The following is a 14,009-nucleotide window of genomic DNA, read 5'->3' as shown; positions in this document are numbered from 1 at the left end:
GAATCTCAGATGCATATTCCGGCATCCGAGGTGCGACCGCAAGGAGCCGCTTGATGCTGTCCCCGAAGTCGACCGAGATCGTCCGCGCCACCCTGCCCGCCGTGGGCGGAGCCGTCGGGGAGATCACCCCGCTCTTCTACCGGAAGCTCTTCGCCGACCGCCCGGAGCTGCTGCGCGATCTGTTCAACCGCGGCAACCAGGCCGTCGGCAGCCAACAGCGGGCGCTGGCAGGCGCGTTCGCCGCCTTCGCGACATCCCTGGTCGAGCACCCGGACACCTACCCGGTCACCCTGCTCTCGCGCATCGCGCACAAGCACGCCTCGCTCGGCATCACCGCCGACCAGTACCCGCTGGTGCACCGGCACCTCTTCGCCGCGATAGCCGAGGTCCTGGGCGAGGCGGTCACCCCCGAGGTGGCGGCCGCCTGGGACGAGGTCTACTGGCTGATGGCCAACGCCCTGATCGAGCTGGAGACCCGGCTCTACGAGCAGGCCGGGGTGCCCGCGGGGGACGTCTTCACCGACTGCCGCGTCACCGGCCGCCGCGCGGAGACCGCCGACGTCACCACCTTCACCGTCCGGCCGCTCGACGGCCGCCCGGCACCCGCGGCCCGGCCCGGCCAGTACGTCTCCGTCCAGGTCGCCCTCCCCGACGGCGCCCGGCAGATCCGCCAGTACAGCATCTCCGGACAGCCCGACGGCGCCCTCCAGTTCTCCGTGAAGCGCGACGGGGAGGTCTCCCGCCACCTGCACGACCACGTCGGCACGGACGACGTCGTACGCGTCGGCGCCCCGTTCGGCGACGTGACCCTCGACGAGGGCGACGCGCCGCTGCTCCTCGCCTCGGCCGGGATCGGCTGCACCCCGATGCAGGGCATGCTCGCGCACCTGGTGACGACGGCGTCCGAGCGGCGGGTCATCGCCGTCCACGCCGACCGCAGCGAGGCGGACCACGCCTTCCGGGACGATCTGCCGCTGCTCGTCGGCAAGTTGGCGAACGCGGAGGCCCACGTCTGGTACGAGCGGCCGGCGGGGGCGTGGCCGGCGGAGCGCACCGGGTACGCGGACCTGTCCACGCTGGACGTCCCGGCGGGGACGGTGGCCTTTCTGTGCGGGCCGCTGCCCTTTATGCGGGCGGTGCGGGGGCAGTTGCTGGAGGCGGGGGTTGCGGCGGCGGACATCCATTACGAGGTGTTCGGGCCGGATCTGTGGCTGGTGGCGGAGGGCTGACGCGGGGTTTTGCCCCTGGCCCGCCCTTTCACCGTTTCTTCCGGGGCGGAGCCCCGGGGCCCCGGGCACCGTGGCTCCGCCCCGGTGGGCGGGGCTCCGCCCCTGCGCCCCGGCGGGGGCTTCGCCCCCTGCACCCCTGACCGGGGCTCCGCCCCTGGCCCCCGTTTGTCGCGGCTTCGCCGCTCGTCCTCAAGCGCCGGACGGGCTGGATCGGCGCGCCACTTCAGCCCGTCCGGCGCTTGAGGACTCCGCCCGAAGAGCGGACGGGGCCCGGGGTCTCCCCGGAAGAAACGGTGAAAGGGCGGGACCGGGGCACACACCCAACCCATCCGGCACCTGAGGACAGCGCCCACAGAGCGCTTCAGGGGGCCAGGGGCGCAGCCCCGGTCGGAGCCCAGCGGGCGCAACCCGAGCGGGCGCCAGGGGGCGCAGCCCCCGGTGGGGCGCAGGGGCGAAGCCCCGCCACCCGCGCGGCAGCGCGGGACCGCCCCCACCGCGCGAAGCGCGACCCCCGCGCGCGGCAGCGCGCAGGGGGGTGACGCAGAGGCGCAGCCCCTGCGGGAAACGGCGAAAGGGCGGGACAGGGGCAAAACCCCCTACGGCCGATGCCCCGCCGGCCCAGGCAACAACGTCCCCGGCTCCGCCGGAGCCACCTCCACCGCCCTCGTCTTCAGGCTCCGCCGCTCCCGCTTCGCCACCCACGTCGCGAACCACGACAGCAGCATGCACATCCCGATGTACACCGGCGAGATGATCATGACGACGGGGATGAACGGCAGCCCGTAGTCCAGGTTCCCCGCGATCAGCTTGCCCGCGTGCAGGAACTCCTCGTACGTGATGAGGAAGCCCAACGACGTGTCCTTCAGCGCCACGACCAGCTGGCTGATGATCGTCGGCAGCATGGCCCGTACCGCCTGCGGCACCAGCACATGCACCATGACCTGCGTCTTGTGCAGCCCCAGCGCGTACGCCGCCTCCCGCTGGCCGCGGTCGACGGAGTCCACGCCCGTGCGGAAGACCTCCGCGAGCACCGACCCGTTGTAGAGCGTGAGGCCCGTGACGAGCGCGGGCAGCGGCTGGACCTTGAGGGCGACGAAGACGAAGAAGATCATCACCAGCACGGGCATGGCCCGGAAGAACTCGACCAGCACGGTCGCCACCCACCGCACGGGCCGGTGGTCGGAGAGCCGCCCGGACGCGAGCACGGCGCCCAGGGCGAGCGACAGCACCGCCGCGAAGCCGAAGGCCCGCAGCGTGTTGGCGAGCCCGCGCAGCAGCATCTCCTGAATGCCCTTGTATTCGAAGGGCGTCCACTTCTCGGCGGTGAACTGCCCGGTGTCGAAGAGGAGATAGAGCACCCAGCCGACGAGGGCGAGGATGGCGGCCACGGACAGGAGGCCGTAGAACCGGTGCCGGCGCCTGGCCAGCGGGCCGGGGATGTCGTACAGGGCGGTGCTGCCGGTCATCGGGCCACTCCCCACCGCTTCTCCAGCACGTTGAAGACCGCGCTGATGGTCAGGGTCACGATCAGATAGCCGAGGGCGATCCAGACGAACGTCCAGATGATGCTGTAGCCGAGCTCGTTGAGTGTCTTGTACGTCCCGAGGAGCTCGGTGACGCTGAACGAGCCGGCGATCGCCGAGTTCTTGGCGAGGGCGATGAGCGTGGAGCCGATCGGCGGGATGACGGAGCGGAAGGCCTGCGGCAGCACGATCGTCCCCAGGGTCTGCCGGAACGTCATGCCCAGGCTGCGCGCGGCCTCGCCCTGTCCGACGGGCACGGTGTTGATGCCCGAGCGCACGGCCTCGCAGATGAAGGCGGAGGTGTAACAGCCCAGCGCGAGGACGGCGAAGAGCTGGAAGGGCAGCGCGACGCCGAACCTCGGCAGCCCCAGCACCACCGCGAAGAACAGCAGCGTCAGCGGGGTGTTGCGCAGCACGGTGACCCACGCGGTGCCGAAGGCGCGCAGCGAGGCGACGGGGGCGACACGGAAGGCGGCCATCAGGAAGCCGAGGGCGAGGGCCAGCAGCGAGGCGTAGACGGTGAGTTCGACGGTGCCGAGCAGTCCCTCGCCGTAGCGCGAGAGGTTGTCGGTCAGGACGTTCACGCGGTCCTCCCGGTGCCGTAGCGGTCGACGGCGGGCGGCTTCGGCGCGGGCACGCCGGACAGGCCGAGGGTGGCGTCGTATGCCTTCTTCCAGTCGCCGTTCTTCTCGTGCGCCACGATGGCGTCGTCGAGGGCGAGGCGCAGCGCGGTGTCCGCGCGCGGGACGCCGATGCCGTAGGGCTCCTTGGAGAACGGCTCGCCGGCGAGCTTGAGTTCGTTCGGCGCCTTGGCGGCGAAGCCCATGAGGATGGTGTCGTCGGTGGTGACGGCGGCGACCTGGAAGCTGAGGAGGTTGTCGACGCAGATCGAGTAGGTGTCGTAGGCGACGGCGACGGCCTTGGGGTAGTCCTGCTGGAGGCGGCGGAGCGGGGTGGAGCCGGCGACCGAGCAGACCCGCTTCCCGGCCAGGTCCTGCGGGCCGTGGATGTCGTGCTCGTCCTTGCGGACGAGCAGCGACTGGCCGGCGATGTAGTACGGCCCGGCGAAGCCGACCTGCTTCTTGCGCAGGTCGTTGATGGTGTAGGTGCCGACGTAGTAGTCGATCTGGCCGTTCTGGAGGGCGGTTTCGCGGTTGGCGGAGGCGATGGTGCGGTAGGCGAGGCTCTTCGGGTCGAAGCCGAGCGAGGCGGACATCATCCTGGCGATCTCGATGTCGAAGCCGGAGTAGACGCCGGTGGCGGGGTCCTTCTCGCCCAGGTAGGGCTGGTCCTCCTTGACTCCCACGGTGAGGTGGCCGCGGCCCTTCGCGGAGCGCCAGGTGGGCGAATCGGGCAGCTGGAAGCCGGTGTCCACCGTGTAGGCGGGCAGGTTCTCGGGCTTGGGGCCCTTGACGGGCGGGCTGCCCTCCCGGCCGCAGGCGGCGGCGAGGAGGGAAAGGACGGCGAAGGCCAGTGCGGCGGTGCGGCGTTGCACGGTTCGTCACCCCGCTCAGTGCTTGAGGATCTTGGAGAGGAAGTCCTTGGCCCGGTCGCTCTCCGGCGCCGTGAAGAACTCCTCGGGCGTGCGGTCCTCGACGATGCGGCCGTCGGCCATGAAGACCACGCGGTCGGCGGCGGAGCGGGCGAAGCCCATCTCGTGGGTGACGACGACCATCGTCATGCCGTCGCGGGCGAGCTGCTGCATGACCTCCAGCACCTCGTTGATCATCTCCGGGTCGAGGGCCGAGGTCGGCTCGTCGAACAGCATCACCTTCGGATCCATGGCCAGCGCGCGGGCGATGGCCACGCGCTGCTGCTGGCCGCCGGACAACTGCGCGGGGTACTTCTCGGCGTGGGCCAGGAGGCCCACGCGGTCGAGGAGTTCGCGCGAACGCCGGTCGGCCTCCTCCCTGCCGCGCCCGCGGACCTTGACGGGGGCGAGGGAGACATTGGCGAGCACGGTCTTGTGGGCGAAGAGGTTGAAGGACTGGAAGACCATGCCCACATCCGCCCGCAGCCGGGCGAGCGCCCGGCCCTCGTCGGGCAGCGGCTGCCCGTCGAGCAGGATCGTCCCGGACTCCACCGGTTCCAGCCGGTTGATGGTGCGGCAGAGAGTGGATTTACCGGAGCCCGACGGGCCGATGATCACGACCACTTCGCCCCGGCCGACGGTGAGGTCGATGTCCTGCAGGACGTGCAGGTCCCCGTAGTGCTTATTGACGCCACGCAGTTCGATCAGCGGATCGACGGCCATGCTCAGCCCAACTCACTCTCGCCCTGTCGTCCCGTCCCGCCCCGGCCCTTTCCGGCCTGACGCGTCCCGGCCGGTCGGTGCAACCTATCCAGCACGTCCGGGACATCACCGGCGACACGCGTACATCGGGTGATTCCGGCGGTAATCACCCGCCCGTCCCGTCGCCCACCTCGGGGTTTCCTAGGTACACAGACCCAGCCTGGGTACCTAGCCTGTGGGTCCGGATGGGGGAACGTGGGGGAAGGAGCCCGGAGTGGGCGACAGCAGGCCCGTATATCTGCGCATCGCGGACGACCTGCGGCGGCGGATCGACGACGGCTCGCTCGTCGTGGGCGCCCGGATCCCCTCCCGCTCCGAGCTCAAACGCGCCTATGCGGCCAGCGACCAGACCGTGGACCGCGCGGTGCGGGTGCTGAAGGCCGCCGGGTACGCGCAGGGGCAGTTCGGCCGGGGCGTGTTCGTCACCGACCGGGCGCCGCTGGGCACGCTGCTGCGCACGACGGGGGCGGTCGACACCCCGTTCGCCGCGGAGCTGCATCCGGCCCGCGACCCCGCCGGGCGGCCCTGCCCCGGCCGCCGGGACACCGCGCTGACCTGGGAGGCGTCCTCCAGCGAGACGTCGGCGCCCGCGCCGATCGCCGAGCGGCTGGGCATCGCCGCGGGCGAGCCCGTGCTGTGCACGGAGTACGAGTACCTGGCCGACCGGCACCCCGTGCAGCTGGCCACCAGCTGGGAGCCGCTGACGGTCACCGCCGGCACCGACGTCGTCCTCCCCGAGCGCGGGCCGTACGCGCGGCGCGGGGTGCGGGGGCGGCTGGCGGCCATCGGCGTCCGGGTCGTCCGGGCCCGGGAGCTGGTCGGCTCCCGGCCGGCGACCACACCGGAGGCGGAGGCGCTCGGCTGCGCGGCCGGACAGTGCGTCACGGTCGTCGAGCGCACGCACTTCGACGGGGACGACCGGGCCGTGGAGACGTCGGACATCGTGGTGCGGGCGGACCGGTGGCGGCTGGAGTACGTCATCCCGTTCACCAGTTGAGGGTTCCGTCCGGCCTCCGGCCGCAGATCCTCAGATGCCGGCCGGGCCGGAGCCCTCAGTGCTCCGACAGCTCCGCGTACAACTGCGACAGCTCGGGCACCCCGTCCGCCGCCCACGCATGCCCCGCCTCCACCACATCCACCTCGCGGCCGCCCACCAGCCGCACGACCGGCTGCCCGTCCGGCCACAGACACCACACCGCCCCCGGAACCGTCCGCACCACCACCGTGCCCAGGTACAGCCCCGCGTCGTTGCCCAGCCAGGACTGGAGCTCCTCGTCGTCGCGCCAGCGCGGCTGGAGCTGGTCGAGGGCCTCCAACGAGGCCGGGCCGTCGTCGAGCGTCACACCCGCCGACTCCGCCTGGGCGCGCAGGAGTTCGCACTCCGACAGCAGCTCCGCGAGCCCCTCCGCGTCCCGGCCCGCGGCGCCCTCCGTGCCGAGGACCGCCACCCCGCGCGCCGCGCCGTGCCGCCTGCGCCATCCGCCCAGAAAGGGAATGTTCATACCGGCAAGGATCGCACCCGCGCGGACGGGCCCACCACCGGCACGCGGCGCGAGGACGTGCCCTCGTGGCCTCCTTGACGTTCCCCGCTCGTCTCCTTAGCTTCATCCCGCCACATCCCAGCCTGGGAATCACGGGAGGCATGAGACGCATGCTCCGGACAACGAAGCTCACGGCACCACGGCACAGACGGTGGCGCGCGGCGGGGGCCGCCGTGGCGGGGGCGCTCTGCGCCGTCGGCCTCGTGCACGCCCCCGCACTCGCCGATCCGGGCCTACGAGGCAGTGAGCCGCTCCCCCTGGAGCGGCTCTTCGACAATGCGGCGGTCAGCGACGACGCCCGCCCCGGCGAAGCGGACTTCGACGGGGCGGGCGGCTCCTTCTCCGCCCAGGACCTCAGGGCGGCGGGCTGGACGCCCGGCCGCGCGCTCACCGTCGACGGCGCCCCGCTGCGCTGGCCGCGTTCGGCGCCCGGGAAGCCCGACAACGTACGGGCCGCCGGGCAGACCGTCCGGCTGCGCGGCCGCGGCCGGGCGCTCTCCTTCCTCGTCGCCAGCAGCTCCGCCGCCGGGCCCGGCGGCGACGTGAGCGGCACCGGAACCGTCCGCTACCGCGACGGCTCGCACACCGCCTACCGGCTGACCGCCCCGGACTGGCGGCGCGGGCTGCTCAGCACCAAGGCCGTCGCGCTCCCCCACCTCAACACCCCCACCGGGCACCGGACGGAGACGACCCGGCTGCACGCGGTGACCGTCCCGGTGGCCCGCGGACGGGAGGTCGAGTCCGTCGTCCTCCCGCGCGCCCCCCGCGCGTCGACGCAGCTGCACATCTTCTCCATGGCCCTGCACGCTCCCTCGAACGGGTGGACCGGCAGCTGGGCCGCTCCCCCGTCCGGGTACGCCGCCGTGGGCCCCTGGACCGACCGGACCCTGCGGCTGGTCGTGCACAGCTCGGTGGGCGGGCAACGGACCCGGATCCGGCTGGAGAACACCTTCGCCGGACAGCCCGTGCGGATCGGGCACGCGACCGTCGCCCTGCGCGGCAAGGGCGCCACGACGGCCGGCCGGCCGCGGACGCTGACCTTCGGCGACCGCGAGGACGTCGTCATCCCGGCGGGCGCCCAGCAGTTCAGCGACCCGCTGGGATTCCGGGTACCGCCGGACACCAGTCTCCTGGTCTCCCTCCATCTCCCGGGCACCGTACGGGCGTTGCCGGTGCACTACTACACCAACCAGCACTCGTACCTCACCGAGGACGACGGCGGGGACCGGACCGAGGACCGGGACGCGGGCGCCTTCACCGAGTCGCTCACCAGCTGGCCGCTGCTCACCGGCATCGACGTGAGCGGCGGGGCGGGCTCGGTCGTGGCCCTCGGCGACTCGATCACCGACGGGGAACGGTCCAGGCCCGACGCCGACGGCCGCTGGCCCGACCTGCTGGCCCGCCGGCTGCGCGCACAGTCCGCGGTGCCCTCGTACGGCGTGCTCAACAGCGGGATCTCCGGCAACCGCGTGGTGGACGACCGCTACCCGGGCAACGGGACCAGCACCACCCTCAGCGGGGTGAGCGCCGGACACCGGCTGGAGCGCGACGTCCTGGCGCAGACCTCGGTCCGTACCGTCGTCGTCTTCGAGGGCGTCAACGACATCCGGGCCGACACCACCGCCGCCCAGGTGATCGCCGCGCTGCGGTCCATCGCCGAGCGGGCGCACGAGCGCGGGGTGCGCGTCGTCGCCGCGACCATCGCACCGTGCGGCGGCTACGGGGACTGCACGGCGACGGCGGAGGCGCAGCGCACGGCGATCAACCGGCACATCCGGGAGAACGGCGGACTCTACGACGCGGTCTTCGACTTCGACCGCGCGATCCGGGACCCCCGGCAGCCGGACCGGATGCTGCCGCGCTTCGACGGCGGCGACCACCTGCACCCCAACGACGCGGGGATGAAGGCGTTCGCCGACACGGTCGACCTGCGGCGGCTCTAGGCGGACGGGCGGGGGCGCCTACGGGAGATCCAGGTCCACGACCACCGGCGCGTGGTCGGAGGCGCCCTTGCCCTTGCGCTCCTCCCGGTCGACGTAGGCGTCCTTGACGGCCGCGGCGAACGGGGCGTTGCCGTAGACGAGATCGATGCGCATGCCCTTGTTCTTCGGGAAGCACAGCTGGCGGTAGTCCCAGTAGGTGTACGGGCGGTCGTACTTCAGGGGGCGGGGGACGACGTCCGTCAGGCCCGTGTCGCGCAGGGCCGCGAGGGCGGCGCGCTCGGCGGGGGTGACATGCGTGGCGCCCTCGAAGACGGCCGGGTCGTAGACGTCCTCGTCGGTCGGCGCGACGTTGTAGTCGCCGAGGACGGCGAAGGGGAGGCCGCCCTCGGCGTCGGCCGCCACGGCGTCGCGCAGGGCCTCGAACCAGCGGAGCTTGTAGCCGTAGTGGTCGTGCTCCACCTCGCGCCCGTTGGGCACGTAGACCGACCAGACGCGGGCGCCCCCGCACGTCGCCGAGACCGCGCGGGGCTCCTGCTCGCCCTCGTACTCCGGGCCGCCGGGCAGGCCCGGGACGACGTCCGCCAGGCCGACGCGGGAGAGGATCGCCACGCCGTTCCACCGGCCGGTGGCGTGGACGGCGGCCTCGTAGCCCAGGGCGCGCAGCTCCTCGCGGGGGAAGGCGTCCTCGGTGCACTTCAGCTCCTGGAGGCAGAGCACGTCCGGAGCGCTGCTCTCCAGCCAGGCCAGCAGGCGGGGGAGGCGGGCGGTGATCGAGTTCACGTTCCAGGTGGCGATGCGCATGCGGCCACCCTAACGGCCGGGTCGGACAGTCAGAGTCGCACGCTCTCCCCGGGTGCCAGCCGGGAGTGCTCGGCGCCGCCGACGCCCGGCCCGGCGGGGCCGAGCATCCGGTCGTAGACCGGGCGGGCCAGGTCGGTCAGGAGCGCGTCGTGGATGTCGATCGCCCGGCGCGGGGCGACCTCGCGGACGTAGTCGATGACGTCGGCGACCCTGTTCCAGGGGGCCATCACCGGGACCATCAGGGTGTCCACCGGCCGCCCGGGGACGGTGAGGGCGTCGCCGGGGTGGAAGACCGTCCCGTCCACGAAATAGCCGACGTTGGTGATGCGCGCGATGTCCGGGTGGATCACGGCGTGCAGTTGCCCGTGGACCTGGACGTCGAAGCCGGCGGCCGTGAAGGCGTCGCCCTCCCCCACCGTGTGCACCCGGCCCGGGAAGGCGGCCGCGACCTGCTCGGCGACACTGCGCAGCGTCCACAGCTCGGCGGCCGGATTCGCCTCCAGGGCACGGCGCAGCCGGCCCTCGTCGAAGTGGTCCGGGTGCTCGTGGGTGACGAGCACCGCGTCCGCGCCGACGGCCGCGTCCTCGTCCGTGAACCCTCCCGGATCGACGACGAGGCTCCGGCCGTCCTTCTCCAGGCGGACGCAGGCGTGGCCGTACTTGGTGAGTTTCAAGATCCCCATGTCCCCATGGTGCTACGGGCGCCGCTCCGGCGCACCGTCCTCCGCAGTGACGTGGGCCGTCACTTCCGGCCGGACGGCCGCGAACGCGGCCCGCGCGGCGGGGAGTCCGGCGTAGAGGGCGGCATGCTGGAGCGTCTCCTTGATCTCCTCCGGGCTCACCCCGAGCCGCAGCGCGGCCCGTGCGTGCGCGGCGAGCTCGTCGAGGTGTCCGCCGACGGTGAGCGCGGTCAGCGTCAGCAACGACCGCGTGCGCAGGTCGAGCCCCGGGCGCGACCAGGTGTCGCCCCAGGTCGCCCGGTTGGCGAACTCCTCGAAGTCCCGGCTGAACGGGTCCGCGGCGGCCTCGGCCTCGGCGCGGTCGACGTGGGAGTCGCCGAGGACGCGACGGCGGAGGGAGGCCGCTCGCGCGTGCGGCTCGCCGGCGCCGTCCCGGGTGCTGTCGGCGTCCGGCTCCCCGGGGGCGACGGCCGGGTGCGGAACGCCGGTGACGGACGGCACTCCGTCCCCCGGCGGGGCGGTGCCCTCGCCGTACGGCTCCGCGGCGGTCTCCGGCAGGCCGGCGGCGGGGCGCGGGGGGCCGCTCGTGACGAACAGGTCCGTGGTCGGTTCGTCGGCGCGGAACGGAGTGCCGCCGTCCAGGGGCGGCCCGGCGGCCGTCGCAGGGTGCGAAGCCCCGCCCGGCGGGGTTGCGTCCTGGGCCGCGGCGCCGTCGTAGTGCGGCTCGGCGGCGGTGACCGCCGGTGCCGGGACGCCGCCGGTGGAGGGCTGGTCCGCGGCCTCGGCGCCGGTGCCCGGAGCCGCGGGCGCCGGTATGCCGGCGGGCGGCGGCCCGGCGGAGGGGGTCCGCGGAAGGATGGTGGTGGCCATGTCCTCGAGCGGCCGGGTGCCGGCCGGAGGGGCCTCGGCCGGTCCGCCGGACCGGTCGTCGGCGCCCGCCGCGCGCACGGACGGTTCCGCCTGGGCCGGGGACGTGCCGGTCCCGGGCGTGCGCTCCGGGCCGGGCCAGTCGTCGGTCCCGGCGGCCCGGCGGGACGGCTTCGTCCCGACGGGGGGCGTATCGGGGGCTGCCTCGCCGCTCCGGCCCGCGTCGGGCGCGGCCGGGTGCGGCATGCCGACGACGGACGGGCCGGTACGGTCGGCCTCCGTGCCCACCCCGGACATGCCCGTCCCGGACGTACCCGCCCCGGAGGTGTCGGCCCCGGGGCGGAACGGCTCCGCGCCGCCCGGCCCGGCACCGAACGCGGCGCCGGCATACGGCACTCTCGCCGCCGGTGTGTCGCCCGGGCCTCCGCCCGCGTAGGCGCCCTCCGGGCCGCGGAACTGTCCCGCGGCCGCCGTCGGCGGCGGGCCGAAGACGCCCTGGGGCGCCGGGGCGGCCCCCAGGTGCTCCGCGGGCTCCGCGGCCCGGCCCGGGTCGGGCACCGGCGACGCCTGCGGCAGCGGGCCCGGTGCGGCGGCGCGGCGGGCGGACGGCTGCCGCCACGTCGTCGTGAAGTGCCGGACCAGCAGGTCCGTGACCGCGGCCGGCTGCTCGACGGGCGCCAGGTGCCGGGTGCCCGGCACCACCGCGAGCCGTGCGTCGTGGATGCCGGCGACCAGCACCCGTGCGTCGGCCGGCGGCGTGACCTGGTCCTCGGCACCGACGAGCACCAGCGTGGGCACGTCCACGCGGCCGAGCCCGGGCCGGGCGTCGAAGGCCGCGAGCGCCTCGCAGGCGGCGGAGTAGCAGGGGACGTCGGTGGTGCGGACCATCTGGACGGCCCAGTCGACGATCGCGGGCTGGGCCGCGGCGAAGCCGGGGGTGAACCAGTGCTCGGGCGCCGTGCGCGCGGCCGGGCCGAGCCCGTGGGAGCGGGCCTCGGAGGCCCGTACGCCCCAGCTCTCGGCCGTGCCGAAGCGGGCGGCCGCGCCGACGAAGGCGAGCGAGGCGAGCCGGTGCGGGTGGCGCAGCGCGAGATCGGCGCCGAGGGCACCGCCGATGCAGCAGCCCGCGTAGCCGAAGGACTCGACGCCGAGCGCGTCGAGGGTGGCGAGGAGCCGGTCGGAGAGGTCGCCGACGGTGACGGCGGGGAGGGCGGGTGCCCCGCCGTGCCCGGGCAGGTCGAAGCGCAGAACGCGCCAGGTGCGGATGAGCTCCGGTATCTGCCGGTCCCACATGTGCCAGGTGGTGCCCAGAGCGGGGCCGAGGACGAGGACGGGGGCGTCCTCGGGGCCGTCCGTCCGGTACTGAAGGGTCTGCTGCTCGCTCACCCGTGCCAACCTATCCGACGAAGTCGAACGGGTGTCGGCTCAGGGCGTGGTCGTGGACACGACGAAGACGCGCGGACGGTTCGGATCGTCCAGGTTGACGACGACCTCCAGGCTGGGCTTGGGCTTGTCCTCCTCGCGCTCCGCGCCCGTCCAGTGGTGCCCCTCGCCGAACTTCCAGCCGACCCGGGCCGCCTCGTCCTCGTCGATGGTGAGGTCGTCGTCCTCGAAGTCGGACGTGGTGAACCCGTGCGCGTGCAGCCACGGCCCGAGCCGGTCCTTCGTGGTCGTGAACTGCAGGTACAGCGAGCTGGACTTCCAGGAGTTGGTCTCGAAGTGGGCCACGTCCTCGGCGTCCGGCGCGACGGTCACCTCGTAGATGCGGCGCTGGAGCCGGGAGGGCCAGCCCTCCTCCAGGCCGGTGGCGGCGGCCTGCTCCTGCTTGGTGCCGCTGCCGCCGCGGCTCTGCATCGCGGAGATGTAGAGGTAGCCCGCGGGGATCGCGATCAGCAGGAAGACGATCACCGGTTTGAGCCAGCGGTACCGCCGGGGCCCCGGGGGGTGGCTCCCGGGGTGTTCCGTCTCGCGCTCGGCGTGCTCCACGGTGCTCACCCGCGGCCGGCCTGCGCGTACCGCTCGTACCGTTCGACGCGCCGCCGGTTGGCCCGGCGGAAGCGCCGGGCGACCAGGCGGGCCAGGTCGGCGGCGCCGACCATGCCCGCCTCGGGGCCGAGCTGCGCCTTGACGATACGGGCCTCCGGCCGGTAGCCGCGGCCGGTCAGATGGCGGCGGAAGGCGTCCCGGGCGGGCCCGATCAGCAGGTCGTCGGCGGCGCTGACGCCACCGCCGATGACGAAGCAGGACGGGTCGAGGGCGGCCGCGAGGTTGGCGATGCCGACGCCCAGCCACTGACCGATGTCCTGGAGCAGCTCGACGCACATGGCGTCGCCGCCGCGGGCCAGCTCGGTGATGAGCGGGCCGGTGATCTCGGAGATGTTGCCGCCGACGCGGTCGATGATCCCGTAGGCGACCGGGGACTCGGCGGCGGCCAGCTCGCGGGCCTCGCGCACCAGCGCGTTGCCGGAGCTGTACTGCTCCCAGCAGCCGCGGTTGCCGCACGGGCAGCGGTGCCCGCCGGGGACGACCTGCATATGGCCGAACTCGCCGGCGACCCCGTACTTGCCCCGCTTGACCTGGCCGTCCTCCAGGATGGCCCCGCCGATGCCGGTGCCCAGGGTGATCATCACCAGGTGGTCCTCGCCCCGGCCGGCGCCGAAGCGCCACTCGGCCCAGGCGGCGGTGTTGGCATCGTTGTCCACGAGGACCGGCACGGACAGGCGGCTGGCGAGGCGGTCGCGCAGCGGCTCGTTGCGCCAGGAGAGGTGGGGGGCGAACAGCACGCGGTTGCGGTCGGCGTCGACCCAGCCTGCGGCGCCGATGCCCACGGCGTGCACATCGTGCCGGTCCGAGAGGTCCAGGACCAGGTCGACGATGGTGTCCTCGACGACCTTGGGGCTCTTGGACTTGTCGGGGGTCTCGGTGCGGACCTTCTCCAGGATGGCCCCGTCGGCGTCGACGACCCCGGCCATCACCTTGGTGCCGCCGATGTCGATGCCGACGGTGGGCACGCGCGGCGCCGTGAGGTGGGAGCGGCGCTCCCGGGTGCCGGCGGTGCGCAGGACGGTCGCTCTGGCCGTGCCCCGGTACACCCGCTCGCGGTAGATGCTCATCGCGATACCTCCGTCACGG

The 14,009-nt window shown here is 73.8% G+C and carries 12 protein-coding genes and 2 pseudogenes; 3 read left to right on the top strand and 11 right to left on the bottom strand.

Going from position 1 to position 14,009, the window contains the following annotated elements:
* The first annotated feature begins 53 nt into the window (after window positions 1–53).
* Window positions 54–1,229, top strand: coding sequence for a globin domain-containing protein (locus AB8735_RS29585; RefSeq protein WP_372410544.1), 1,176 nt, complete (start codon window positions 54–56; stop codon window positions 1,227–1,229).
* A 596-nt stretch (window positions 1,230–1,825) separates the two neighbouring features.
* Here the strand turns inward: AB8735_RS29585 and AB8735_RS29580 are convergent.
* From AB8735_RS29580 to AB8735_RS29565, 4 genes are read right to left on the bottom strand one after another with little or no spacing between them, the layout of a single operon-like run.
* Window positions 1,826–2,695 carry an amino acid ABC transporter permease gene (locus AB8735_RS29580; RefSeq protein ID WP_372410542.1) on the bottom strand — a complete coding sequence of 290 codons (870 nt, stop codon included), beginning with the start codon at window positions 2,693–2,695 and terminating at the stop codon, window positions 1,826–1,828.
* A complete protein-coding gene (locus AB8735_RS29575) occupies window positions 2,692–3,336 on the bottom strand; it encodes an amino acid ABC transporter permease (RefSeq protein ID WP_344019875.1) in 645 nt (214 codons plus the stop codon). Before AB8735_RS29575 ends, AB8735_RS29580 begins: the two co-directional genes overlap by 4 nt.
* The gene (locus AB8735_RS29570; RefSeq protein ID WP_372410539.1) at window positions 3,333–4,247 is read right to left on the bottom strand and encodes a glutamate ABC transporter substrate-binding protein; all 915 of its coding nucleotides are present in this window, start codon (window positions 4,245–4,247) and stop codon (window positions 3,333–3,335) included. The genes AB8735_RS29575 and AB8735_RS29570 overlap by 4 nt, the downstream gene beginning before the upstream one ends.
* Before the next feature lie 15 nt (window positions 4,248–4,262).
* Window positions 4,263–5,006, bottom strand: a complete 744-nt coding sequence (locus AB8735_RS29565; protein WP_372410536.1) for an amino acid ABC transporter ATP-binding protein — start codon at window positions 5,004–5,006, stop codon at window positions 4,263–4,265.
* 253 nt (window positions 5,007–5,259) lie between these two features.
* On the opposite strand from AB8735_RS29565, the gene AB8735_RS29560 reads away from it, so the two are divergent.
* Window positions 5,260–6,042, top strand: a complete 783-nt coding sequence (locus tag AB8735_RS29560; protein ID WP_344019869.1) for a GntR family transcriptional regulator — start codon at window positions 5,260–5,262, stop codon at window positions 6,040–6,042.
* A gap of 55 nt (window positions 6,043–6,097) precedes the next feature.
* On the opposite strand, the gene AB8735_RS29555 is transcribed toward AB8735_RS29560, so the two are convergent.
* On the bottom strand, window positions 6,098–6,547 hold the full coding sequence (locus tag AB8735_RS29555; RefSeq protein WP_372410534.1) for a DUF6278 family protein: 450 nt from the start codon (window positions 6,545–6,547) through the stop codon (window positions 6,098–6,100).
* A gap of 149 nt (window positions 6,548–6,696) precedes the next feature.
* Between AB8735_RS29555 and AB8735_RS29550 the strand changes: the two genes are divergently transcribed.
* Window positions 6,697–8,529 carry an SGNH/GDSL hydrolase family protein gene (locus AB8735_RS29550; protein ID WP_372410532.1) on the top strand — a complete coding sequence of 611 codons (1,833 nt, stop codon included), beginning with the start codon at window positions 6,697–6,699 and terminating at the stop codon, window positions 8,527–8,529.
* An 18-nt stretch (window positions 8,530–8,547) separates the two neighbouring features.
* Here the strand turns inward: AB8735_RS29550 and AB8735_RS29545 are convergent, their stop codons facing one another.
* The 6 genes and pseudogenes from AB8735_RS29545 to AB8735_RS29520 form a co-directional block, all read right to left on the bottom strand.
* Window positions 8,548–9,330 (bottom strand): exodeoxyribonuclease III, encoded by a 783-nt coding sequence (locus tag AB8735_RS29545; protein ID WP_372410530.1) that lies wholly within the window; start codon window positions 9,328–9,330, stop codon window positions 8,548–8,550.
* 29 nt (window positions 9,331–9,359) lie between these two features.
* Window positions 9,360–10,004, bottom strand: a complete 645-nt coding sequence (locus tag AB8735_RS29540; protein WP_372411934.1) for an MBL fold metallo-hydrolase — start codon at window positions 10,002–10,004, stop codon at window positions 9,360–9,362.
* Window positions 10,005–10,025: 21 nt separating this feature from the next.
* Window positions 10,026–10,319 (bottom strand): annotated as a pseudogene (locus AB8735_RS29535) (carboxymuconolactone decarboxylase family protein); the annotation flags it as partial.
* A 1,166-nt stretch (window positions 10,320–11,485) separates the two neighbouring features.
* Window positions 11,486–12,263, bottom strand: a pseudogene (locus AB8735_RS29530) (alpha/beta fold hydrolase); the annotation flags it as partial.
* 39 nt (window positions 12,264–12,302) lie between these two features.
* Entirely contained in the window at window positions 12,303–12,872 is a 570-nt protein-coding gene (locus AB8735_RS29525) for a hypothetical protein (RefSeq protein WP_344019861.1), read from the bottom strand.
* Window positions 12,869–13,990, bottom strand: coding sequence for an ROK family glucokinase (locus tag AB8735_RS29520; RefSeq protein WP_344019859.1), 1,122 nt, complete (start codon window positions 13,988–13,990; stop codon window positions 12,869–12,871). The genes AB8735_RS29525 and AB8735_RS29520 overlap by 4 nt, the downstream gene beginning before the upstream one ends.
* Window positions 13,991–14,009 lie beyond the last annotated feature (19 nt).

Source organism: Streptomyces luteireticuli (genome assembly GCF_041519305.1).
Classification (GTDB): domain Bacteria; phylum Actinomycetota; class Actinomycetes; order Streptomycetales; family Streptomycetaceae; genus Streptomyces; species Streptomyces luteireticuli.
Note: the sequence above shows the minus strand (reverse complement) of the source record. Positions and strands in the feature narration are given on the sequence as shown.

Coding starts and splice junctions, on each gene's coding strand:
- AB8735_RS29585 (WP_372410544.1), top strand. CDS start 54: ATGCTGTCCCCGAAGTCGACCGAGATCGTCCGCGCCACCCTGCCCGCC.
- AB8735_RS29550 (WP_372410532.1), top strand. CDS start 6,697: ATGCTCCGGACAACGAAGCTCACGGCACCACGGCACAGACGGTGGCGC.
- AB8735_RS29580 (WP_372410542.1), bottom strand. CDS start 2,695: ATGACCGGCAGCACCGCCCTGTACGACATCCCCGGCCCGCTGGCCAGG.
- AB8735_RS29545 (WP_372410530.1), bottom strand. CDS start 9,330: ATGCGCATCGCCACCTGGAACGTGAACTCGATCACCGCCCGCCTCCCC.
- AB8735_RS29520 (WP_344019859.1), bottom strand. CDS start 13,990: ATGAGCATCTACCGCGAGCGGGTGTACCGGGGCACGGCCAGAGCGACC.
- AB8735_RS29555 (WP_372410534.1), bottom strand. CDS start 6,547: ATGAACATTCCCTTTCTGGGCGGATGGCGCAGGCGGCACGGCGCGGCG.
- AB8735_RS29565 (WP_372410536.1), bottom strand. CDS start 5,006: ATGGCCGTCGATCCGCTGATCGAACTGCGTGGCGTCAATAAGCACTAC.